At 42.1% G+C, this 22,997-nt stretch carries 22 protein-coding genes and 1 pseudogene; 6 read left to right on the top strand and 17 right to left on the bottom strand.

Features of this window, described 5'->3' with window-relative positions; genetic code table 11:
- The first annotated feature begins 104 nt into the window (after window positions 1-104).
- Window positions 105-2,540 (top strand): glycosyl transferase, encoded by a 2,436-nt coding sequence (locus tag MKY99_RS11445; protein ID WP_339270554.1) that lies wholly within the window; start codon window positions 105-107, stop codon window positions 2,538-2,540.
- 89 nt (window positions 2,541-2,629) lie between these two features.
- On the opposite strand, the gene MKY99_RS11440 is transcribed toward MKY99_RS11445, so the two are convergent.
- A complete protein-coding gene (locus tag MKY99_RS11440) occupies window positions 2,630-2,938 on the bottom strand; it encodes a hypothetical protein (RefSeq protein WP_042187261.1) in 309 nt (102 codons plus the stop codon).
- A 677-nt stretch (window positions 2,939-3,615) separates the two neighbouring features.
- On the opposite strand from MKY99_RS11440, the gene MKY99_RS11435 reads away from it, so the two are divergent.
- The 4 genes from MKY99_RS11435 to MKY99_RS11420 all read left to right on the top strand — a co-directional run bounded on the left by MKY99_RS11435 (window position 3,616) and on the right by MKY99_RS11420 (window position 6,910).
- Window positions 3,616-4,206: a YitT family protein gene (locus MKY99_RS11435; protein ID WP_339247323.1), complete on the top strand. Its 591-nt coding sequence runs from the start codon at window positions 3,616-3,618 to the stop codon at window positions 4,204-4,206.
- Between the two features lie 96 nt (window positions 4,207-4,302).
- Window positions 4,303-5,565, top strand: a complete 1,263-nt coding sequence (locus MKY99_RS11430; RefSeq protein ID WP_339270552.1) for a DNA polymerase IV — start codon at window positions 4,303-4,305, stop codon at window positions 5,563-5,565.
- A 127-nt stretch (window positions 5,566-5,692) separates the two neighbouring features.
- On the top strand, window positions 5,693-6,457 hold the full coding sequence (locus MKY99_RS11425; RefSeq protein WP_042187254.1) for a threonine/serine exporter family protein: 765 nt from the start codon (window positions 5,693-5,695) through the stop codon (window positions 6,455-6,457).
- 27 nt (window positions 6,458-6,484) lie between these two features.
- Window positions 6,485-6,910 carry a threonine/serine exporter family protein gene (locus MKY99_RS11420; protein ID WP_042126727.1) on the top strand — a complete coding sequence of 142 codons (426 nt, stop codon included), beginning with the start codon at window positions 6,485-6,487 and terminating at the stop codon, window positions 6,908-6,910.
- 89 nt (window positions 6,911-6,999) lie between these two features.
- On the opposite strand, the gene MKY99_RS11415 is transcribed toward MKY99_RS11420, so the two are convergent.
- The 3 genes and pseudogenes from MKY99_RS11415 to MKY99_RS11405 all read right to left on the bottom strand — a co-directional run bounded on the left by MKY99_RS11415 (window position 7,000) and on the right by MKY99_RS11405 (window position 10,696).
- On the bottom strand, window positions 7,000-7,902 hold the full coding sequence (locus MKY99_RS11415) for a DegV family protein (RefSeq protein WP_331281430.1): 903 nt from the start codon (window positions 7,900-7,902) through the stop codon (window positions 7,000-7,002).
- Between the two features lie 330 nt (window positions 7,903-8,232).
- A pseudogene (locus MKY99_RS11410) lies at window positions 8,233-8,579 on the bottom strand (DIP1984 family protein).
- A 98-nt stretch (window positions 8,580-8,677) separates the two neighbouring features.
- Window positions 8,678-10,696 carry a Na+/H+ antiporter gene (locus MKY99_RS11405; RefSeq protein WP_339270550.1) on the bottom strand — a complete coding sequence of 673 codons (2,019 nt, stop codon included), beginning with the start codon at window positions 10,694-10,696 and terminating at the stop codon, window positions 8,678-8,680.
- Window positions 10,697-10,947: 251 nt separating this feature from the next.
- Here MKY99_RS11405 and MKY99_RS11400 point away from each other — a divergent pair, with 251 nt between their 5' ends.
- Window positions 10,948-11,703: an MBL fold metallo-hydrolase gene (locus tag MKY99_RS11400; protein ID WP_339270548.1), complete on the top strand. Its 756-nt coding sequence runs from the start codon at window positions 10,948-10,950 to the stop codon at window positions 11,701-11,703.
- 74 nt (window positions 11,704-11,777) lie between these two features.
- Here MKY99_RS11400 and MKY99_RS11395 read toward each other — a convergent pair whose 3' ends face one another.
- The 13 genes from MKY99_RS11395 to MKY99_RS11335 all read right to left on the bottom strand — a co-directional run bounded on the left by MKY99_RS11395 (window position 11,778) and on the right by MKY99_RS11335 (window position 22,946).
- On the bottom strand, window positions 11,778-12,413 hold the full coding sequence (locus MKY99_RS11395) for an NAD(P)-dependent oxidoreductase (protein WP_042187246.1): 636 nt from the start codon (window positions 12,411-12,413) through the stop codon (window positions 11,778-11,780).
- A gap of 21 nt (window positions 12,414-12,434) precedes the next feature.
- Window positions 12,435-13,328, bottom strand: a complete 894-nt coding sequence (locus MKY99_RS11390) for a beta-1,6-N-acetylglucosaminyltransferase (protein ID WP_339270546.1) — start codon at window positions 13,326-13,328, stop codon at window positions 12,435-12,437.
- 105 nt (window positions 13,329-13,433) lie between these two features.
- Window positions 13,434-14,309 (bottom strand): VOC family protein, encoded by an 876-nt coding sequence (locus MKY99_RS11385; protein WP_339270544.1) that lies wholly within the window; start codon window positions 14,307-14,309, stop codon window positions 13,434-13,436.
- Between the two features lie 147 nt (window positions 14,310-14,456).
- Window positions 14,457-14,789 carry a protein tyrosine phosphatase gene (locus MKY99_RS11380; RefSeq protein WP_179086694.1) on the bottom strand — a complete coding sequence of 111 codons (333 nt, stop codon included), beginning with the start codon at window positions 14,787-14,789 and terminating at the stop codon, window positions 14,457-14,459.
- 30 nt (window positions 14,790-14,819) lie between these two features.
- The gene (locus tag MKY99_RS11375; protein WP_076282983.1) at window positions 14,820-15,194 is read right to left on the bottom strand and encodes a hypothetical protein; all 375 of its coding nucleotides are present in this window, start codon (window positions 15,192-15,194) and stop codon (window positions 14,820-14,822) included.
- Window positions 15,191-15,937, bottom strand: coding sequence for a peptidase E (locus tag MKY99_RS11370; RefSeq protein WP_076283378.1), 747 nt, complete (start codon window positions 15,935-15,937; stop codon window positions 15,191-15,193). The genes MKY99_RS11375 and MKY99_RS11370 overlap by 4 nt, the downstream gene beginning before the upstream one ends.
- Window positions 15,938-15,951: 14 nt before the next feature.
- Window positions 15,952-16,539 carry a GNAT family protein gene (locus tag MKY99_RS11365; protein ID WP_339270541.1) on the bottom strand — a complete coding sequence of 196 codons (588 nt, stop codon included), beginning with the start codon at window positions 16,537-16,539 and terminating at the stop codon, window positions 15,952-15,954.
- 61 nt (window positions 16,540-16,600) lie between these two features.
- Window positions 16,601-17,335: a metallophosphoesterase family protein gene (locus MKY99_RS11360; RefSeq protein WP_149644562.1), complete on the bottom strand. Its 735-nt coding sequence runs from the start codon at window positions 17,333-17,335 to the stop codon at window positions 16,601-16,603.
- 235 nt (window positions 17,336-17,570) lie between these two features.
- Complete coding sequence (locus MKY99_RS11355) at window positions 17,571-17,993, bottom strand: Rrf2 family transcriptional regulator (protein WP_042187235.1); 423 nt, start codon at window positions 17,991-17,993, stop codon at window positions 17,571-17,573.
- 122 nt (window positions 17,994-18,115) lie between these two features.
- Window positions 18,116-18,991: a YitT family protein gene (locus MKY99_RS11350; protein WP_179085712.1), complete on the bottom strand. Its 876-nt coding sequence runs from the start codon at window positions 18,989-18,991 to the stop codon at window positions 18,116-18,118.
- Window positions 18,992-19,218: 227 nt separating this feature from the next.
- The gene (locus tag MKY99_RS11345; RefSeq protein ID WP_339270539.1) at window positions 19,219-20,301 is read right to left on the bottom strand and encodes a nucleotidyltransferase domain-containing protein; all 1,083 of its coding nucleotides are present in this window, start codon (window positions 20,299-20,301) and stop codon (window positions 19,219-19,221) included.
- Window positions 20,302-20,385: 84 nt separating this feature from the next.
- The gene (locus tag MKY99_RS11340; RefSeq protein WP_339270537.1) at window positions 20,386-21,690 is read right to left on the bottom strand and encodes an ectonucleotide pyrophosphatase/phosphodiesterase; all 1,305 of its coding nucleotides are present in this window, start codon (window positions 21,688-21,690) and stop codon (window positions 20,386-20,388) included.
- A complete protein-coding gene (locus MKY99_RS11335; RefSeq protein ID WP_339270535.1) occupies window positions 21,687-22,946 on the bottom strand; it encodes an MFS transporter in 1,260 nt (419 codons plus the stop codon). The genes MKY99_RS11340 and MKY99_RS11335 overlap by 4 nt, the downstream gene beginning before the upstream one ends.
- Between the last annotated feature and the right edge of the window lie 51 nt (window positions 22,947-22,997).

Here is a 22,997-nt window from a genome sequence, read left to right as displayed (position 1 = left end):
TTTAATTGTCCTGCTTAAAAGCATTGAAAAAACTCCCTTCCCTCGAGGGAATTTTTTCTGAAACTTATAAACGCGCGTTCACAATCGAAAGGAGACTTTCTCACATGAAATTCGGAACCTTTGACGACACTCGAAAAGAGTATGTAATTAACACACCTAAAACCCCTTACCCTTGGATTAACTATCTTGGTAATGAGCAATTTTTCGGACTTATTTCCAATACAGCTGGTGGCTACACCTTCTATAGAGATGCTCGTCTCAGAAGATTGACCCGTTACCGTTATAACAATATCCCACTGGATACCGGCGGCCGCTACTACTATCTTTATGATGATGGTGATTTCTGGACCCCAGGCTGGATGCCAGTAAAACGTGATCTCGACTTCTACGAATGCCGTCACGGTCTTGGCTACACTTCCATTACTGGCGAACGGAACGGAATTTCTGTGAACCAGCTTGCTTTTGTCCCTATGGGTCATAATGCAGAAGTACATCGTCTTGTAGTGAAGAACACGGGCTCCGCTAAAAAATCCGTGAAACTGTTCTCTTTTGCAGAGTTCTGTCTCTGGAATGCACAAGATGATATGACTAACTTCCAACGCAATCTCAGTACCGGTGAGGTTGAAGTGAAGGATTCCGTTATCTATCACAAAACTGAATATCGTGAGCGCAGAAATCACTATGCTTTCTACTCCGTAAATAAAGAAATCGCTGGTTTCGATACTGATCGTGAAGCTTTCGTAGGGATGTACAACGGTCTGGAAAGCCCACAAGCTGTAGTTGCAGGCGAACCTACTAACTCCGTAGCTAGCGGCTGGTCCCCTATCGGATCACACGCACTTAACATTACGCTTGAACCAGGTGAAGAACAAAGCTTCATCTTTGTACTCGGCTACATCGAGAACCCTGAAGAAGATAAATGGGAATCCTTGAATGTAATCAACAAAAAACCAGCAGAAGCTATGATCGCACAATTTGCTACAGATGCTCAAGTAGATGCTGCACTCGCTGCACTTGCTGCTCACTGGGATAACCTGCTGTCTAAATATCAAATCCAAAGCGGCGACGAGAAACTGGATCGCATGGTTAACATCTGGAATCCATATCAATGTATGGTTACCTTCAACATGTCCCGTTCTGCTTCCTACTTTGAATCCGGTATTGGCCGTGGTATGGGCTTCCGTGATTCTAACCAAGACTTGCTCGGATTTGTTCATCAAATTCCTGAACGTGCTAAAGAACGTATTCTCGATATCGCGGCTACACAATTTGAAGATGGCAGTGCCTATCACCAATACCAACCACTCACTAAAAAAGGTAACAACGAAGTCGGCACCGGCTTTAACGATGATCCGCTTTGGTTGATCCTAGGAACGGCTGCTTACATTAAAGAAACTGGCGATACCTCGATTCTTGATGAGCAGGTTCCTTTTGACAGCGATCCGAATAACACCGCTACGCTGTTCGAGCACTTGAAACGTTCCTTTGAGCATGTGACTAATAATCTCGGACCTCACGGTTTGCCACTGATCGGGCGCGCAGACTGGAATGACTGCTTGAACCTCAACTGCTTCTCTACTGAGCCGGGTGAATCTTTCCAAACTACTGCCAACATCGAAGGTCGCGTTGCGGAATCTGTATTTATCGCGGGTCTGTTCGTCTTCGTTGGACCGGACTATGCTGAAATCTGCCGGATGCGCGGACTTAACGATGTAGCTGTGGATGCAGAAGCTAAGATTGACAACATGAAAGAAATCACATTGACGCACGGCTTCGATGGCGATTGGTTCCTGCGTGCTTATGATCACTATGGCGACAAGGTCGGTTCCAAAGAAAATGAAGAAGGTAAAATCTTCATCGAACCACAAGGGATCTGCGTAATGGCCGGTATCGGTGTGGAAAATGGTCAAGCTGAAAAAGCTCTATCATCCGTACAAGAGCATTTGGATACTAAATACGGTATCGTATTGCAACAGCCACCGTATTCCAAGTACTATCTGAACCTGGGTGAAATTTCTACGTACCCTCCGGGCTACAAAGAAAATGCCGGTATTTTCTGCCATAATAACCCTTGGATCATGATCGCTGAAACTGTACTTGGACATGGCGACAGAGCGTTTGAAATTTACGCAAAAATTGCTCCTGCTTACCTGGAGGATATCAGCGAAATTCACCGCACAGAGCCTTATGTCTACTCCCAAATGATCGCAGGTAAAGATGCCGTTCGTCACGGGGAAGCTAAAAACTCCTGGTTGACTGGTACTGCTGCATGGAACTATGTAGCCATCACTCAATCGATCCTTGGCATCCAAGCGGATTTCAATGGTCTGAAGATCGATCCTTGTATTCCTACTGAATGGGATAGCTTTGAAATCACACGTGTCTTCCGTGGAGATACTTATGTGATTCAAATCAAAAACCCGAACCATGTATCCAAAGGTGTAGTTAGTCTTACCCTGGATGGCACAGCTGTAGAAGGTAACATCATTGCTCCAGTTGGAGACGGTGCTGTACACCAAGTAGTTGTAGAACTGGGTTAAAAAAATCCGCTCAACCGTTCACTTGAACGATTGGGCGGATCTATAATTAACGCTGGATGACTCCTGAACTCTTCAGGGGTCTTTTTTTTTTACCCTTCCACAACATCTGCTCTTAAATCACTCGCAACCTCAAGCATTCTCGGGATCACAGCTTCATTATTTCCAGAAACGTAAATATCCCCTTGATAATGCCTAAATGGGATTGTAGTATCACCAAAGCTCCACATAAAGAAATCTCCCTCAATGGACATCGTAGTGGCGCCTGCTACTGTATAAACTGATGTATAGGTGAAATCAGGTTTGGATGCGAAATACTGCTTGCACTCTTCTAAAGATATGGTTTGTGTTGAACCTCCATCATTTTGCATAGCTCGTGTAATTCGATAACGTTTGCTCATTGTGATGCCTCCAATATTTTCTGTAAAATAATCAGCTACCTTGTCCCGATCAAATATAGCATACAATAAAGCGTAAATCCCAGCTATCCTAAACCTTAAAGTTGTTTCTGCGCTAACAGCATAGAGGTTCTCACGTAAGGAGATATTGCCCACGAATAAGGGAACTTCAATTGCCCAAACACTCGATATGGCGAAAAAACCTGCAAAAGTACATTTTTCTAAGATGAAAGGAACGCTACAGCACTGATTCCTGCAAATCTGCAGTAATTTTCGTTTCAAAAGTAGCTTTGAGCCCTTAAGCATGGAAAATACTGCACTTTTGCAGGCTTTGGACTTTATAAAGATGATATTGCTTTAAAAAACTGTACTTTTGCAGGTTTTCTGTGGTTTGGTGAACGGCGTGGATGGAATGGTTGAGTGAGTATTAAATGTGTGAGAATTAAGGCATGAGAATCAGAGCGTAAGAATCGATAGAAATGGCAGGTCTAGGTCTCCTGAGTCCGTATGATGTCTGTCTCGCTAGTTAATTGGATTCTTTTGAGTGGTAGGAACTCCCTATCCCTCACATACTATGTAACATAAGACTTTTTAAGCCTGATTCATAATCAGGTTTTTTTGTTCAACTGCAATTTTTTGGAAGTGACAAGCATATTTATAGACATGCCTTTAATGTGGAGATGTTAAATATGCGGCCATTAAGATACCTTATCATTCTTTTAGGAAGCTTACTCGTTGCTACGGGAACTAATTTTTTTCTCGTACCATATAAAATCCTGGATGGGGGAATAATAGGGATAGCCCTCATTATTAATTATTTATCCGACGCTAAAATTGGCGTAGCTATAATTCTCTGCAGCTTTCCTATCTTTCTGCTCGCTTGGTTAAAGGAACGCGATATCTTTTACAACAGTGTACTCGGCCTATTGATCTCATCATTTCTGATCGAGCTTCTCGGTCCTTTCCAATATCACTTTCTATATTATTTTGAGTTTGGTTCCATTTCTAGCGCCATTATTGGCGGTTTTTTGATGGGAACGGGACTTGGGATTATGCTGCGGTTTAAAGCAAGTACGGGGGGCACCGATCTGCTCGCTCAATTTATAAAAAGGTATGTCCCGCTGAACCTTGGATTCATCATTTTTTTGACCGACTTTATGATTATCGGCGCGGGAGGACTCCTGATTTCCAAGGAAACCTTCTTCCACTCCATCCTCACGATTATCTCTGGGGGCGTGGCTACGGGTCTATGCACACTTGAGACGAAATAAATGGAAATAAATAAGAATACACACGATCATACGTTCGTATTATAATAAGGAGAAAAAATATAAGGTATCTCTACCTCACCTGGAGCGTGTGAACCTATGAATAAAGAGCGTGTCATTATGCTATCTGATTGCCAAAGCTTCTATGCCTCTGTGGAAAAAGCCTCTAATCCGCAGTACAGCAATAAGCCGCTGATCGTTGCTGGAGACCCAGCTAGACGGAACGGTATTGTGCTGGCTGCCTGCCCTATAGCCAAATCCTATGGCATTACTACCGCTGAGACGTTGAAGGAAGCGCTGGCAAAATGCCCCGAAGTCATCGTAGTCAGACCACATATGCAGCAATATATCGATGTCTCCTCTCAAATCACAGATATTCTACGTAAGTTTAGCGACCAGGTAGAGCCCTATTCTATCGATGAACAGTTTATTGATGTCAGCGGTAGCCTCAGCTTATTTGGCAGTCCAAGGGAGATCGTTACCGCCATTCAGGATCTAATTCGTAGAAACACAGGTGTGCGTGCGCGCATCGGCATTGGATATTCCAAGGTTACCGCCAAAATGGCTTGCGACCTGTGGGCCAAGAAGAACGCGGATGGTATATTCACCCTCGCTAACGAGGAGCTTCCGAATGTGCTCTGGCCTCTCCCCATTAGCGAGCTGTTCATGGTAGGTCGCCGCATGTCCGCCCATTTCCAAAGCATGGGTATTACGACAATTGGACATTTGGCACAGATGCCGCTAAGCGAGCTGAAATGGCGCATGCGGGAGAAATTTCACAAAAAATGTGATATCGACGCCGAGCTATATTGGCGGATAGCCAATGGCATCGATGACAGCCCCGTGAGCCCAAGCACCTATGAAGTCGCACCCAAGAGTGTCGGGCACCAAATGACGCTTCCAAGGGATTACTATAAGCTGCAAGATATTAAGACCATCATTCTTGAGCTATCTGAGCTTGTATGTAGACGTTGCCGCAAATTGAAAGTACATGGTGCAGTCGTGTCTATCGGCTGCCAAGGTGCCAGCTTTGATGACCCCACAGGCTTCTCAAGACAAACTACAATGAGCGATCCTACAAATGCCACCCTGCTGGTATATGAGGCAGCTCTTTCTCTCTTCAAGCTCCACTGGGACGGTCAGCCTGTGCGTAGAATCCACTTAAGCCTGTCCAATCTATCTGACGAAAGCCAGTACCAGCTAACCCTATTTGAGTCTCGCCCTCACTATCGTGAACTCGAACGTGCGACCGATGCCCTCAAGAATAAATATGGGGAGACGATCATTGGGCGAGCAGCTTCTTTTACAGATGCCGGGCAGCTTAAGGACAGATCTGGAAAGATCGGCGGACACTATAAATAAAAACTATATTAAAATACACACCATATCGTTTATAATGCTATATTGGGGTTGTTATTTTCACGTAGATGAAGCGACAATCGAAATATGTAAACATAGATAATCACATTCCAGAGGAGGACCGGAGAAGTTGGATAGCACGAGCAACACTAACACTACGTATTATGAAATCGTTGATCTCTGTCTTCTTGCTGGCAAGATCATGCTGCAGAATGGTGCAGAAACATCCAGAGTTGAAGATACGATGACACGAATGGCAGGATCCCTCGGGTTCCCAGGAGCACATAGCTATGTGACGCCAACCGTTATTATGTTCACCACAAATAGAATAGAACCTGTTAAGTTATACAGAATTGCGGAGCGAACAACAGATCTGCAGAAGGTATCGGAGGTCAATGACATTTCTCGGCGTCTAAGCGAACGTCAGATTACAGCTGAGGAAGCTCGTGCAAAATTAGGAGAAGTCGATGAAGCCTCACCTGTCTATCCCGTATGGCTGCAGATCTTAGCAGCCGCCCTTACTGGTGCTTGCTTCACCGTTATGTTTAAAGGCAGTTTGTGGGATGCTCTCCCCGCCTTGCCGATTTCCGGACTGGGCTTCGCTGCGGTCATTTATCTGCATCGTTTAGTGCAGACTAAATTCTTCGCAGAGTTTTCTGCTTCCTTCCTGATCGGACTTCTAGCCTTCTGTTCTGTAAAGCTGGGGATTGGTCAAGAGATGGACAAAATCATTATCGGCTCCGTTATGCCTCTAGTACCCGGACTACTCATTACTAATGCCGTTCGTGATCTGATGGCCGGTCATCTGGTCTCAGGCATATCCAAGGGAGCCGATGCCTTTCTAACTGCATTTGCGATCGGTACAGGTATCGGGCTTGTACTATCACTATTTTAATATCCATGTGAAAGAGGTTAGCCCTTCATGATTTTGCAACTTATAACCAGTTTTATCGCCGCGGCAACCTTCTGTATTCTATTTAATGCGCCTAAGCGCTCACTACTACAGTGTGGTTTTGCCGGAATGGTGGGCTGGATGGTGTATGTGCTTCTTAATGTAGAGTTCGGGCCTGTTGTAGCTACGTTTGCAGCTAGTGTAATAGTGGGCATCGTCAGCCAATTTTTTGCGCGATCCTTCAAAATGCCGGTTATTATTTTTAGTGTAGGTGGTATTATCCCGCTTGTTCCGGGTGGTCTCGCTTACGATGCTATGCGTAAATTTGTGGAAGAGGACTATACTCTGGCTGTTGAAATCGCTGTTCGGGCATTAATGCTCTCTGGAGCCATTGCAGCTGGACTTGTGCTAAGTGATGTAATTGGACAAATGTTCCGTCGTCGTGCAATCAAATAACAGCATACTTCTTCAAAAAAAAGAAATCGCCTGTTGGTACAATGGTGGTCACCCATCCATCTCCCAAGGAGCGATTTCTTTGTTCATCTCTATGCAAATAACGCTTCAGGGAAGACTAAAGGCGCAGCACCCGGATGAATACTATTGATGCTAGTGTTCTTGATCCAGGACAGCCCTACAGTACCCTCACCCGCATGAACAGCCACAGCAGGAATATAGGTCATAATCTCAGTTCGTATGTCAGGCGCCATTGCTTTGATGTCCTCTTCTAGCTTGAGTGCCATCTCTAAATTATTCGAATGCATGATACATACATCACTAACAAGCCCTACATCCTGTTTAAATATCTCCAAAAGCGCTTGTTGCGTCTTCTTCATTGTACGGATTTTCTCCACAACAACGACCTTCCCTTCGTCAAAACGAAGCAGCAAGTTTATACGCAGCAATTGGCTAAGTACAAATTGTGATCCAGAAACACGTCCACTGCGATGAAGCTGTGTCAAGCTTGCAGGAATTAAGTAAAAGGACATATTCTCAATAATATTTTCAATCTTCGCTTTAATTTCTAGTCCAGAAAGACCCTTCTTCTGCCAATGTATACCGCGCATGATCATTTCTCGGATTGGATAAGCGCCAACCTTGGCATCAATTCCAATTACATTGGCCTCCGCTATTTCGGCGCCTTGCATCGAAGCATTGTAAGTGCCACTGAGCTCTGAAGAAAGATGTACAGCAATAATTTCATCGTATTCTTCCTTCAACCGTTCGTATAGCTCAATAAACTCACCGATTGGAGGCTGTGAGCTGCCTACCTTTTCATGCTGGCGCATTTTCTCATAGAAGTCATCGATCGTAATATCTATATTCTCTTTATAACATTCGTTGTTAATAATAATCCGTAACGGAATAATATATACATGATTATTCTTAGCGAACTCCGGATCTATGATACTTGTACTGTCGGTTACCCAGGCAATTGATTTCATGGTCATTTGTCACTTCTCTCTCTCATAAAAAGGAATAGTAGAATGAATGAGGAGACAAGGGCCAAGAATTCCAGACCAGTGAATCACACGCTCATCCTGAATAATCAACTTAAGAATTGAACAGCGGTTAAGTAATCCGCGTATTCGTAAATTATACAGGATAACAAGCGTTAATATAGGCAAAACAGGTCTTTCATGCAAATTTCAATCCATTTAATTCAACATTATTCGACATTTTTTCACATTATATATGACGAATATACCTATCCTAATAGAGCCACTTCATGTTATGAAAAAGCTAAACCACAGCAAAAATATCCCCGTTCCCGGCATCTGTCAGTTTTCCAACTTCAACTCATCCATCTGCTTCTGAATCTGAGCGACATCTACCGTTCTTTGAAAACGAACCTCCGAGCGACTATAACGATCCTGAGTAATGGAAGTCTGTTCAAGCAAATCGCTAAACAGCTTGCGTAGCTGTAGCATTTTGTCCCGTTCCGCTAGCGCATCGGCGATCGATTGATCACTCGGATCAAAATCGTCTGCTCATTCACAGCTCTTTCTAACTCCTGCAAAAGAGCTTCAGGTTGTTCAGCCGGCTCCTCACCCTCTTGAACTTTAACGACTCGCTCCAGCCGCTGCTTTAGCTGAACGATTTTACGGGTTAGATCATTTCGATTCACTAACGCTTCCGCAAGTTTCAGATCTGGACTCCCCCTATAATTTTCTGATAGCTAGCGAATAAGGCTCGTGTGAAAAGATGCCGTGGTGTTCAGCACAGCTAATCCTCCCAAATCGATGTCTCTAAATGATCTACGAACTTGCGTAATTTACCGGCTAGCTTGCGGTTAATGGTTCCATCCTGATACATTTGCTGCACCTTATCCCGCTGCTCTTGAATGGCTTTCAGCTTCATTTCAAGTTTTTGATCATCAACAAGCCCATCCTTTGTCCAGCCTTTCCCTTGCTCCAGACGAGAAATTAACTGCTCATAACTGCATGCAACCTTCTCGGCTGCACTTCGGTTGTTCTCGTTCTTACAGACATTAATAGCAGCTATAGCAGCATGGGCCATGGCAATTTTCGCTTCTCTAGCACACTCAGCCTGTTGCAGCATTTGTTGGCTAGCTTCCCCTTCATTCTGACCTGAGAACATTCCCGCAAACAGTCGTCTGATCTCGGTAATCGATATTCTGATTTGTGAATTTAGACTTCTGGCTAGAAAGACCTCACTATGATCCAAGAATTCTCCCAGCTTCTGAGCCACTGAGGCGGGAATCTCATTGTTCTCTAGCAATCGGTTCAGTTCTTTACGTTCAGCTTGCAGACCCACAATCCTCGCTTCAACACCCAGTCGGCGGAAGTTCTCGAGTGCTGGATCATTCGATTGGTCCTCACGGTTTAGACTATAAACCTTTTCTCTAAATTCACTCAAAGCCGGTTGTGCGGATTCCTTACTTTCTTCTGTCATCATACTTTGCAGCATGGTTAAACCGGCAGCAATAACTTTAGACTTGGCCGCCTGCTCGGCTCCTGTCTCACCTGATTCGGCAACTGGCTCTTCTATACCTGCTAGAATTGGCAAAAAGATACTAGCGATCAGCAGCGACATTAGAATAACACCTGCGGCGATAAAGATGATTAAATCACGCTCAGGAAATGGCGATCCATCCCCAAGAAAAAAGGGAATCGAGAACGCACCGGCTAAGGTAACCGCTCCACGCACTCCTGAAATCGTGAGGATTAATAGTGACTTAACAGATGATTTCTCCATTTTCCGCAGACGAGATCCTACTAAAGAGAACACATACACCCATACAAACCGTAGTACAAACAGCAGCAAAGTAATGGCTAATACATAACCTACAACTATAAGATTATCCACGGCCGTATCACGGTAGATCACTTCAATAACATCTGGAATAGATAAGCCAAGAATAAGAAAGACCAGGCCATTCAATATATAGAGCAGAACAGACCATGTACTAGCGGATACCAGTTGTAGCTTATACTGCGGAGATACGGCACGGTCCTTCTCAACCGCATGAATAATTCCCCCTGCAACCACTGCCAAAATGCCAGATACCCCTATCTCTTCACTGATCAAATAAATAATAAAAGGAGTTAGGATTTGCAGCAGCACATGCACTGTGATATCCTCCATCCCCAGTCTGCGAATAATTACGCTTAGCCGAATCAGAAGAAAAGCCAATAATGCCCCAACGATCAACCCACCTGCAGCTATAATTACAAAGCTAATGGAGGCTTTCGGTAAAGAAAACATACCCGTAACTGCTGCAGCAATGGCAAAGTTAAAGGCAACAAGCCCGGAAGCATCATTCATTAATGATTCGCCCTCTAGAATGCGGTGAATACTCTTAGGAAGATGTACTCTTCCAGCGATTGCGCTGACCGCGACCGCATCTGTAGGTGACAAGATCGCTGCCAGAGCAAATGCAGCTGCTAGAGGGATCGTTGGAATCATCCAGTTTATCGAATATCCAGCAATAAGCACCGTAGCAAAAACCAATCCCAGCGCCAGCATTAATATCGGACCCCGTAAGTTCCATAATTCATTTCTTGGCGTCCGTTTCCCATCATTGAACAAAAGCGGTGCAATAAACAATACGAAAAACAGCTCTGGTTCCAATGTCATATGTATTCCCAAAGGCATTAACACTACCATTACACCCAGACCAATTTGAATTAACGGTATTGGCACAAAGGGAATAAATCGGTTTATGATGTTGGAAATTGCGATAAGGCCCAGTAGGACGAGTACAACTAGAAAAGTCTCCAAACCACATCAACTCCCTTTTTTATTTGGTTATTATATCGTAAAGCTTCAGGTAAGGGAAAAATATAGAAATAGAAGTTCTCAACAATAATGTCCCCTAGAAATTACACAAAAAAATACATCAGATATACATTGACAAAAATATTTATTTATGTTATAATAATAAATTACGCTATTGAAATTACATTTTATTTTAAGTATTATATGCATTAGCCTAACGGCATCGCTCTTATCATCAATCATGGAGGGATCTTATGCATATTGCTAGTGGAATAGAAATGTTAGAGATTACAGCACAGGTTATGGGCGGGAGTGACACGATTTACCCCACGCTGCTCTGGGATCAAAATTCTGCTGTACTCGTAGACACCGGATTTCCGGGCCTGCTCCCAAAATTCAAAGAAGCTCTAAAAGAAACCCATGTGCCTTGGGAACAACTGCGCACCGTAATCATCACACATCAAGATCTAGATCACATCGGGAGCTTACCTGATTTACTGTCAGAAGAATGTCTAGAACTGACAGTTCTGGCTCACGAAATCGAGCAGCCTTATATTGAAGGAGAGCGAATGCTCCTTAAACACACCCCTGAAGCTTTAGCTGCGGCAGAAGCCATGATCCCCCCTCATGTACCAGAGGAATGGCGCCGCGCTTTCCTATCCGTGTTATCTCATCCCCCTAAAGGAAGAGTAGATCGAACCATAGTGGACGGGGAAATACTGCCTCTTGCCGGTGGAATTACGATTATCCATACACCAGGACATAGCCCTGGACATCTGAGTCTATACCATCATGATAGCCGTACGCTAATTGCCGCGGATGCTCTTACCGTTCAAGGCGGTGAGCTGCACGGCCCCACTCCTTCGGCAACGCCTGACATGAAGCAAGCTTTAATCTCTCTGACAAAGTTCGCCGAGTATGAGATTGAAACGGTCATTTGCTATCATGGCGGGATTTATCGCGGACACGCAAACAAACGGATTGCTGAAATTGTGGAAGCAAGAGAATAGACTGATGCAAGAAAGCAGAGCCCTTATCTGGCTCTGCTTTCTTTTTATATATAGTCCTTACTCGTTATACTCACTTATGATTCCGAAACAACTGTAAACCGTTCACGAATATGCTGCGGCTGTTCAATTTCATCTACAATAGCAATCGCATAATCTTCATAGCTGACATAGCTCTCACCTTTGGAATTCACAAGCAGATGATCTTTGCCTTTCACATAAGAACCCGTTCTTGTCCCAATTGCAAAATTAGCGGATGGACTAACGAAGGTCCAAGACAGCGAGTCTGTACCTTGCAGGATCTCCAGGTTCTTCCCTTGATTCGTAGCCGTTGGCTTGATAAAGTCAGGGAAATCAGGGGTATCTACCACTTTAAGCGTCTTAGCTTCATCTACATATAAACTTCCCGCACCTCCAACTACAATCAATCTTGTATTAGGGGCATCCTTTAATGCTTCAATAAGCACATTTCCGGCATCCACATGCAGATGCTCTTGTCCAAATGGTGCTCCAAAAGCATTCACAACAACATCAAAACCCTTCAAATCTTCAGCGGTAAGGGCAAATACATCCTTTTCGATGACCTTTGCCTTACGATTTGCAACTTTCGATGCATCCCGTACAATGGCTGTAACTTCATGGCCTCTATCTAGCGCTTCCTGAGTGATTCGGCTTCCGGCTTTTCCACTTGCTCCTACAACTGCGATTTTCATATTATTTCCTCCTGTATATGTTTACGATGTTTTTACTTTAGTATTTATATCAAGGAGATCCTGAACGATGCTTCTGTCGATATCGAGATCAAACTTTCTCCCCCAAAAGCATTCTGTACCCGTACTAGTGATCCGGTCATAATCTTCTATCGTTAGTGTTCTTGGATAATCCGGTCCTGTTTCCCAGTCTGTATACCTCTTAATTTCACTCCGTACATTGTTCTTAAACCCACTATTCAAAATAATCGTATGGAAGAAGATTTCATCTCCACATAATGTGTTCTTAAAAAATCTAACATACTCTGGAGAAGTAGAAGTAAACTCCATGATGTATTCCATACATTCACCTGTAATAGACATCCAGTTAGAGCCTTTATACAGCGATTTTGGCAGAACACCCAACCTTCTATGCAAGAATGGAACGTTCATTACTGCTTTAATATACCTCATTCTAATGGCAGCCATACGCCTGGTTCTTGAGATCAGGAATCTAGGATAATAAACAGACACCCTCTCATAACATCCCCACGTTTCAGAAGTACTTGGTAATTGCTGATACTTCACAAATTCGTTCCCCTGATTCTTCTTAAAGAAATCAAGAATAACTTCGTTGGAAGCTAAGGGCAGATCCTGACCACTTATGATGTGGATATAATTGAATTTCCCATGTTCTTTGATCAGCGCAAAACACTTCAAAACACATTCAATCTGACTGTAATGTCCCCACCTTACATCAATAGGCTCTTTCACAAAATGAATATCGTTACGATGAGTAATATCACCTTCAATACCACTCTTCTGATCGACATGTAGGAAAAACTCGACGGAGTCATTAGTTAAACTATCGATTAGCATATTGATCTGCTCAGGATTTTTGTGACAAAGGATCACATACGCCATTTTGAATGATTCCAACAACCTTCACCCTTCCGCCCATCTTTTTCCAAATATTATAAAATAAATGGACAAAAATGGATAGTTCTTTCTATCCAGAAAAAGGTGAATTCGATTGGTGATTAGTTATTTCGTATGACTTTTCACTATAAGTCTGATTCCAATGTTCCATGGATCTTTGAATGTAGGGTCTCCATTCTCTTCAACAACGGTGTAACCCGCCTGCTTAACACGCTCCACTACAGACGTACGCTCCTCTTCATTCGGAAGAAGTAAGGTGAAATAATCAATTCCTACTGCATCAGCAGGTGCCACAGGTGCGCCTTGCCCTGCCCATATATTCAATCCAATGTGGTGATGATACCCACCTGCTGAGATAAACATTGCCGCACTGCCATAATTAGCTACTAGATCAAAACCAAGCAAACCAACGTAGAACTCCTTCGCCTTAGTTAAATTACCCACATGAAAGTGTACATGTCCGATCACCGTTCCGGCTGGCAGCCCGTTCCATTGTAAACCTTCAGAAACCGCCAACAAACCATCTACATCCACTGGGTCCGTTGTCATCATTACATGCCCTTCCGCATCATACTTCCATGTATCCCTAGGACGATCTCTATAAATTTCGATTCCGTTGTTATCCGGGTCCTGAATATACAGTGCTTCACTCACCAAATGATCTCCCTGACCTACTTCAATTCCCGACGCGATCAAATTGCGTACAACGAGTCCCAAGCTAGGACGATCCGGAACAAGGATAGCAAAATGATACAATCCAGCCACTGAGTTCGGACGAAGAACCTTTGCATTCTCAATCTCCCGCAGAATCAATAACACATTCTGACCGTCAGCAGTCATTTCCACCTCACGGCCAGATTGCCGCAAGACACTTAACCCCACCACGTTCTGATAAAAGGTGAGCGAACGCTCTAAATTACTTACTCTAATTTGTACCAGACCAATCTCTACGTCCGGATGAAGTGTTGTTTTAGTTGTCATTATATTTCCTCCCACTATTCCTGTAACTTAATCAGTTACAAATTAACTATCTTTAGTATAGTTACCTTCTATATGTTTGTCAATTACCAACAAAAAAATCATGCTGACTGATTCACAGCCAAACATGATTCATAAGAACACCTCATCCTAGGAGTGCCATTCCTGTAAATATTCAGATACACTGGATTCAAGAAGTCCAATTAAGTCTTCATCCATATACTTATAATCATCTGATATATTCAAACAAATTATTCTTTTGCCGATTACACCGTCTCTGAATTTATCTTGAATTCTTCGAACATGCTTCTTCTCCATCACAAAAATAACATCCGCCCAGCCCACATGTCCTTCAGAAAGTTTGATTCTGGCATGATCCTCTGTTCCAGCAGATCTCACTTCATGACCATCAATTCCTTGAAATATCTTCTCCGCAGTTAAACTCCGCCAGCGATTCTGGCTGCAGACAAACAGTAGTTTAATAGAGAGCACCTTCCTTATCCGATTAATACCTTATTTCGTTTGTCGGTTTAGATAAACCCTCCTATTTAAGGAGGCATCCGAAACCCATGTTGTTAATAAGTCTTTGTTAAAAAGATATTCATTACCAACTCTGATATAAGGGAACATAGTCCCTTCAAAAATGCCCGATCTACTTAAATTCTCATGCTCCGTTTTAATAATATTCATCACTTGATCTTCAGTCAGATTTAAGTATAAGGCCGTCTCTTTAATATCCATCAAAAGCTTATCTGCCGTTACTATGGATGGAGTCTGGTCTTGATCAACTTCCAACTCTTTATCGCCATTAGTTATTGAACATCCAATAATAAATGAAATCCCTAGAATAAGACTCGCCACGATAATTGAGATTTGATTAGACTTCATTGATCACCTCCACCGTACACTTCATGAAGAGGTCTGTAGCTTGGGTGTTCTTCGATTTGCGTAACGACAACACCTTGCTCTGAGTCCATCACGCGGTAGGCTTTAGCTTCTTCTCTTGTCGACATCACCTTATATTCATTATCCTTGTAGATGATGGCACAGTTATTATCCACTGCGATTCCGAGCAAACCTCCGTCTTTTACCATACGCGAAAAATCCTCAACCCGAATATCCTCATTATAATGCGGACAATGAATACCTGGCAGAATCCCCATCGCTTCAAGCTTAATATACTGCCAGTTCCCTTGGTCGTCGAACGCTTCAGAGTCACTATGCCCATATTCAAACCAGCAAATGGAACCTGCACTCAGCCCTGCCAAAATAGTCCCCGAGTTGTACGCTTCTTTTAGAAGAGCATCTACGCCGGTATTTTTCCATATCTCCAGCATCTTTCGGGTATTACCACCACCAACATAAATCAGATCAGCGGATATAATTAACTCTGCGATTTCTTCATGGGTATAGGTTTGGCTCACAAGCAATAAATGACTTGTTTCACATCCTAGAATCTCGCCGTACACTTTGTTGAACGTATCACAATAACCTGGTGCATCACTACTAGCTGTTGGAATAAATAATGCTTTCGGATTAGCTTTCTGGGTTAACTTCACAACTTCACGATCCATTTCAAGCGTTTCTAGATCGATTAGCTCTCCCCCACCGATTACCACGATAGTCCCCATAATCTCCCCTACTTTCACCAGGATCTATTTTCTCCCTTTCCGTATTCCTTAGCAAGAATGCTGTAAATCTCCAAATCAATGAGCCCTTTACCTGACCATACATGGGCTTGTCTTAACGTCCCCTCTTTCATAAAGCCACTTTTCAAAAGGACCCGCTTGGACCGCTCATTAAAAGGCATGACTTCAGCTTGGATTCGATTGACCTCTGCCGTCTCAAATAAATATTTTTTCACCGTTTCAACGGCTTGAGTTGCAATCCCTTTTCCCCAATAAGACTCCGCCAAAAAATAACCAATCGTGACCATATCCACTTTTTGATTAAAATCCATAGCTTCGATGATACCTAGCAGTATGTACGGATTATTTTTACGGAAAATTCCCCACTTCACTCTTAACCCTTTATTAAAATCACGTTCGAAATGTCCGATCATATTCTTTACTGTATCTTTATTATGTTTCGGAATAATTCCGCAGTACTCAAACACTTGATCATTGCTATAAATTCCAAATACCTCTTCAAGGTTACTAACTTCAATTTTTTTCAGTGTTAGTTGTTCGGTTTCTAAAGTAGGGAATTGCTCAAATACATGACTAAGCTTCAATTCGTTCCCTCCGTTACTTTTTGATATTGTGAATCAAGGTTACCGCTCGAAAGCTCATCTTCTATCCCCGCGCATTCCCTCTATACTGCGCAGTTCTAAGCTCTCGAATATAGGGCTCTGTAGCTGGCATAACCGCATCTATGGCTTGTTGAATGGCTAACTCAATATCATAAGGAACTCTTACAAATTGTATATTCAAAGATGCTGTTGTCAGGCCTCCATACTCCCCCTCCAAAATCACATAAGATGCCTGAGTGACATCTAGAGGATTCCCCACACTGCCAACATTAAATAAAGTCTTCCCTTCTAAATGTTGTATAAAAGCATTGTGAATGTCCCCATAACCTACGATATCCGCTTGCCGCTTCTCCTGGCAGAGATCAGAACAACCAAACATAGACAGCCGCTTCTCATAATCGTCCCAAGGCTGAATCCGTTCATAATAGCTTCGCGGTGAAGCATGAAATAATCGGATAAACTTACCACTCATCATAAACTCAATCGAGAACGGTAATGTACCTAAATAAGCAAGGCGGTCTTTCCCTAACAAATTCCGACTCCACCGGGCCATTTCAAAATCAACATCCTGATTCATTAAATCATCCCAGTTTCCCATAACACTGATTTCACAATTGTTCTTAATGATATCAACGGCTAGATCTGAATTTGGTCCTTTACCAACAATATCACCTAGGCAAAATATCCTGCTAATTCCACGCTGCTTAATATCCTCTAATACGGCTGTCAAAGCCGGGATATTTCCATGAATATCTGAGATTAATGCGATTTGTTCCACTGTAAATCCTCCGTTCATTTTCCACTTCAGCATATTAGAGTTTCCCTATATGAAGTATTATCTGTTTTCTGCCTTCTAAATACAGATTCTATGATTACGCCCTACTTCCCTTCTTTAAGTCACTACTCTCCTGACCCAAGCCATTCGGAGCCTCTTGGTATGTTTCCAATAAAAAAAGACCACAATCACGTTAGCACATGTTGTGGTCTTCATTCTACGTTGCGATATGGAGTGGTTATATTTCAGGCATTTCATTCACAATCTGCTCCAAAGTAACCTCCTGAAGGACATTCTCCATCGCCTTTTGCGCGAGCGAGAATACCGGTACAATGGCGCTGGCTATATTTTTGCCGACTGGACAATCGGGATTAGGGTGCTCATGAACTGAGAACAACGAATCCTCCTCCACCGCGTTTACTGCCTTATAAATCTGAAGTAGTGTAATTTCAGCGCTACTACGTGAAAGTGAGGCTCCCGCGACTCCGGGACGGGCCGTTACCAGTCCTGCTTTTTGCAACATACTAGTTAGCCGGCGGATAACTACAGGGTTGGTGTTCACACTACCAGCTATCCACTCCGAGGTACTTTTACCCTCTTTATTACTGTCGATTAACGTTAATATATGAATGGCTACCGCAAATCGGGTGCTGATGTTCACTATAAATCTCTCCTTTTGCCATACTACCCGGCTAGCAACAAGTGCATTAATCAGATGCAACAATAATAGTTACATTTTATGCATTTGTCAAACACTGAAGGAGATGCAATTCAGGATCGTAATTAGTGAATATTATGCTTTTTGAAATTACCACCCTTAACTTCTGCTACATCATATACTACGACAAAAGCGTTAGGGTCAATTTCATGAATGATTTCCTTGATTTTGCTTTCTTCCAGACGGTTAATTACACAGGTAATTTCTTTGAATTGTTCATTGGAGTAACCACCGTATGCATCAGTATAGGTTGCCCCACGTCCCAATCGGTCACGAATCGTTTCCACCATAATTTCCGGTTGAACGGTGATGATTTTGAAAGTTTTAGAGCCGCTCAAACCTTCTTCAACGATATGAATCACTTTAGAAGCAATAAAATAAGCAAGTGCGGATAGAATCGCCCCTTGTAGCCCAAATGCAGTTGAAACAACAATAAAGACAAACATGTTTAGGAATAAGATTAGATCACTTGTCCCAAAAGGTATTTTTCGTGAAAGCAATACAGCCAACATGTCGATCCCATCTAACGCCCCACCATTACGTAACGCTAAACCCATACCAAAACCGATGATAATCCCGCCTACAACAGTAATTAATAATGTATCTCCTTCAATAATCGTTGGCACATGGTGCATTAGGCTTGTACCAATGGCTAGTGAGGCAATACCGATAATGGAATAAATAGCAAAGCTTTTACCAATTTGCTTATATCCTAACCAAACAAATGGGATGTTAATTATAACAATTAACAGCCCTAACGGTAATCCAAACAGCTGTGAGCCAACGATACTTAGGCCTGTAACACCACCATCTGAAACATTGTTAGGTATTAATACGGATTCCAGGCCATATGAAGTTATAAGTGCCCCTATAATAATTAATATGACTTTTGAAAATATCTTCAGCTTATTTGATTTTTGATGCTGTCTTATTCCATGCATTCCATTTCCCCACTTCAAATTAGTTTTTTATATCACTGCAAGTGAAAAACATCCACTGGACAAAAGCCGACAAAAAACAGTCTATAATAAATGTCACCACTTTGGCAAATCAGACGCCGCTAGTATGATATCTATTATTTTACCCATATGACTTAAAATAATCTTATCGTTCCATAAAAAATGAAAAAACCAGACTACGAAAATTCGTAATCTGGTAATCTCCTCTATCACACCTTCATGTATTCGTTATACAATTCCTCAAAAGTATCGTATCTTTCAACTTTCCTTCCCACCTTATTATATTCTTCCAGATATTCATCCATGACCTGCAGGAACTGCTCTTTAAATAAATGCAGATGATCTGAATCAAAATACTGCATAATATCAAACTTTTTTGTTCCCCTTGATTCTGTCATTTCATCAAGAAAATTTTGTATGCCCATGGCTGCATAATAAGCATAAGATTTATCATTTAATTCCACACTTGCTATAACCTTATTGCGGCAGTTACACCATAATTCCTCAAAGGTGCCACCAAGATTATCATAGGTTGGGACAGGCTGAATCACAAAATCCTTATACATTTTATTATATAAATCATTGATGCTTTCTAGAAATCTATAGGATGTACTTCTGATTTCAACGACTGTCTTCGCATCGATCACAGCCATATATATATTTTCAAAATCATCAGGAATATAACGATACGTAGCTATTTCCTCCAGATATCTCTTAAGTCCCCTTTTAAAATAGGTATTGTTCAAATGTGTTAGAGCATTTACCAAATTGTATACAACTTCGCATGAAGCATACCTCACTGCGCCGATATCTTCAGAAAGTAATGTATTCGTATATTCTTGTTTTGCTATGTCTATATTCTTTTTCGCTCTACTAATGCATTCACTCCCTATAGGCTTTACTAAAGCATCGAGAGCTCTCTGTTTATATAAATTTAGCTTTTCCAGATATTCGGGTTTCGCACAATATAACAGCTCTAAATCTATCAGACTCGAAATCATTGGACTCTCAAGATTCGCTTGATCTTCTATCCTTGTTTCCCATGGCGTACAATAGATGTCGTATCCAACATCCTCCAGAATAAAACACGAAGATATTCCCCAGCCTTGGGCCGTGTTATTAATTATAATCAGATCAAGATCGCTTTTTTCATGAAAATCTCCGGTACTGAAAGAGCCTGTAAGCCCAATGATTGCAATATCATCAGGAAAATCTCTCTTGGCACGTTCAATAACCATACTAATAAGTTTGTCATTTTTATTTAGAATTTTTTGTCTAATATCCGCATCCATATCCAATTCTCCTCTTTATCCATATTAATTCCATTGTATATGGATATAGCTCCAGTAAGTATTCCGACTTTATATATATTCAATCTATACCAAGAAAATTTCATCTAAAGGTCTTCCGTCACAAGGATTAAAATCAATCCCTAAAATCTTTGCCATCGTAGGAGCTATATCTACCATTTTGAGATCCCCTATGGGAAAATCACTTTTCACCTTATTCCCTGAGATCACCAAGTTGCATCTATAATCCTCTTTATCGGGAGAGTAGCCATGCGTAGCATATTTAATCCCTTGTTTGTCCAAATCAACAATCGTAGGTTCATCCATGCTCTCATCGAAACAATAGCCTCTCCTAGCTTCAAGCATATATTTAGTAGATGGGCCCACATGAAGTTGATTCAGCCGCTCTCTAGTATACATTTCCTCTATACCTGAAGCATCATCATCCATATATTCCTGAATAACAGCTAACGCTAATTGTTCAGCTTCTTCATCACCTTCTTTAATATGCAGATAAGCGGATCCGCTCCCACACTGAAAGTAAGCTCTCCACTTCATTTCGCCGTTCTCTTTATAGATCAACCCTTTTTCCTGCAAAAGGTTGTTCAAATGCACTTTATACCGAACATTGAACTGGCCATGGTCACCCAAAACTAAAAAAACCGTGTCATCCTTTATCCCGGCTTCATCCACTGCTTGCATAACATCACCTAATCTCTTATCCATACGTGTGATTACCCGCTTCACTTCATCGCTGTCAGTACCGTAGACATGCTTGGCGTCATCCAGATCAATCAAATGCATCATAAGAAGATTAGGCTTTTTACGCTTAATCGTTTCCATCGCACACTTTGTCGTGAAGTCATCCAGATAAGGCTGTTCAATTCCTTTTCGAAGCCGTCCATATTTCAGCTCCATTTCAATGCAATATAACGGGCTCCCGCTTTTTAACACCTTCAGTGCCTGATTTTCGTTGTTGATGGCTCTGATTTCAGGGATATTATATTGGATTGAGGATTTCCCTGATACCGGCCAGAGGATTCCTGCGGTACTCATGTTATGCTCGCGCGCAGCATCATAAATCGTGGGCACCTTTATCGCATTTCTGAACCAGAACCAGCTTTGCTCCTTTTCCTTCACAAACGGCTGAAATGGATTGTTATGGTGGATACCATGCTTATCTGGATATACACCGGTTGCTATCGTAGTGTGTACCACATAAGTGAGCGTGGGATATACACTTTTTAATTGATTACTATGCGCTCCGTTCTTAATCAATTTCGATAGGTTTGGAAAACGGCTGGCCATTTCCCATTGGTCTTCTGAAAAGGCATCGTAAGAGATGACAATCAGATGTTTGGCCATTGCCGTTTGTTCTTTGCTTGACTTCATAGGATAAGTCCCTTCGGTTCATCTTGTTCAAGCTTCTCTTTTGGTAAAGTTATAAATACGAAGAATCCAATAATGAATAGTGGGATAATCGCTAAAATACTAAATTTAGCGTTGCCTGTTAGGGTAGTTGTTAATGACATTACAGCAGGACCCACAATCGCCGCAAACTTGCCAAAGATATTGTAAAAGCCAAAGAATTCATTGGATTTTTCCTTAGGAATAATCTTCGCATAATAAGATCTGCTAAGCGCTTGAATCCCTCCCTGGGCAGATCCAATTAGCGCTCCCAGAATAAATATATGCCACACTGAAGTAATAAAGTAAGCAGCGATACAAGATATGATATATGTAAAAATCCCCACGATGATCATCGTTCTAGCTGAGTATTTTTTGGCAAGATTACCGTACAGGATAGCACACGGAAATGCGATGATCTGGATAACTAATAAGATCCCCAGTAAAGTAAAGGTATCAAAAGCATCCGCACCCAGTACCGATGTGGCATATGGCACTACCATTTTAATAATCGTATCTACCCCATCAATATAGAGAAAGTAGGCGATCAAGAATACAAATACTACTTTATGCTGTCTGACATTTTTAAACGTGTCTCCCAGTCTTATAAAGCTATTAATGACCGGTTTGGGTTCAGGTTCTATGTAATATCTTTGCTGCACATCCTTGATCATAGGCATGGTCAGCAGTCCCCACCAAAGGGCAGTGATTATAAATCCAATCTGATAGCCGATTGATTTATCCATCCCCATAAACAGAATCAGCAGTAGGCTGATACCGAATGGAATAACGCTGGCGATATATCCAAAAGCAAACCCTTTTGAGGATACCTTATCCATCCTTTCATCCGTGGTTACATCCACCAGAAAAGAATCATAAAAAATATTGGCCCCGGCAAATCCTATGACTGACAAAATATAAAATACAATCAATAACTGCCACTGCCCACTCGCAGGTGCAACGAAAGCCAGCGAAGCAGTAGCTATCACGCCGATCAATGAGAAAAATATGAAGAAGCGTTTTTTCTTATCCTTATAATCTGCCATCGCCCCTAAAATCGGGCTAAGGATGGCCACCAGAATACTCGCTATGGAATTAAAATACCCCAAATCCATGCTGTTGTTAACATTCGAAAACATCCCAAATACAATAGGCAGTAAAGCCGTTGTAACCGCCATCGAATAAGCCGAATTTCCACAGTCATATAAAATCCATGATTTTTCCTCTTTACTTAGTTTCATCTAACAGCCACCTTTTCACCTAGTTCCTTCTGTTATATCACTTAAGCATAT

It is taken from the genome of Paenibacillus sp. FSL R5-0470 (assembly GCF_037975205.1).
GTDB lineage: Bacteria > Bacillota > Bacilli > Paenibacillales > Paenibacillaceae > Paenibacillus_AQ.
This window is presented reverse-complemented; position numbering and strand designations above follow the sequence as displayed.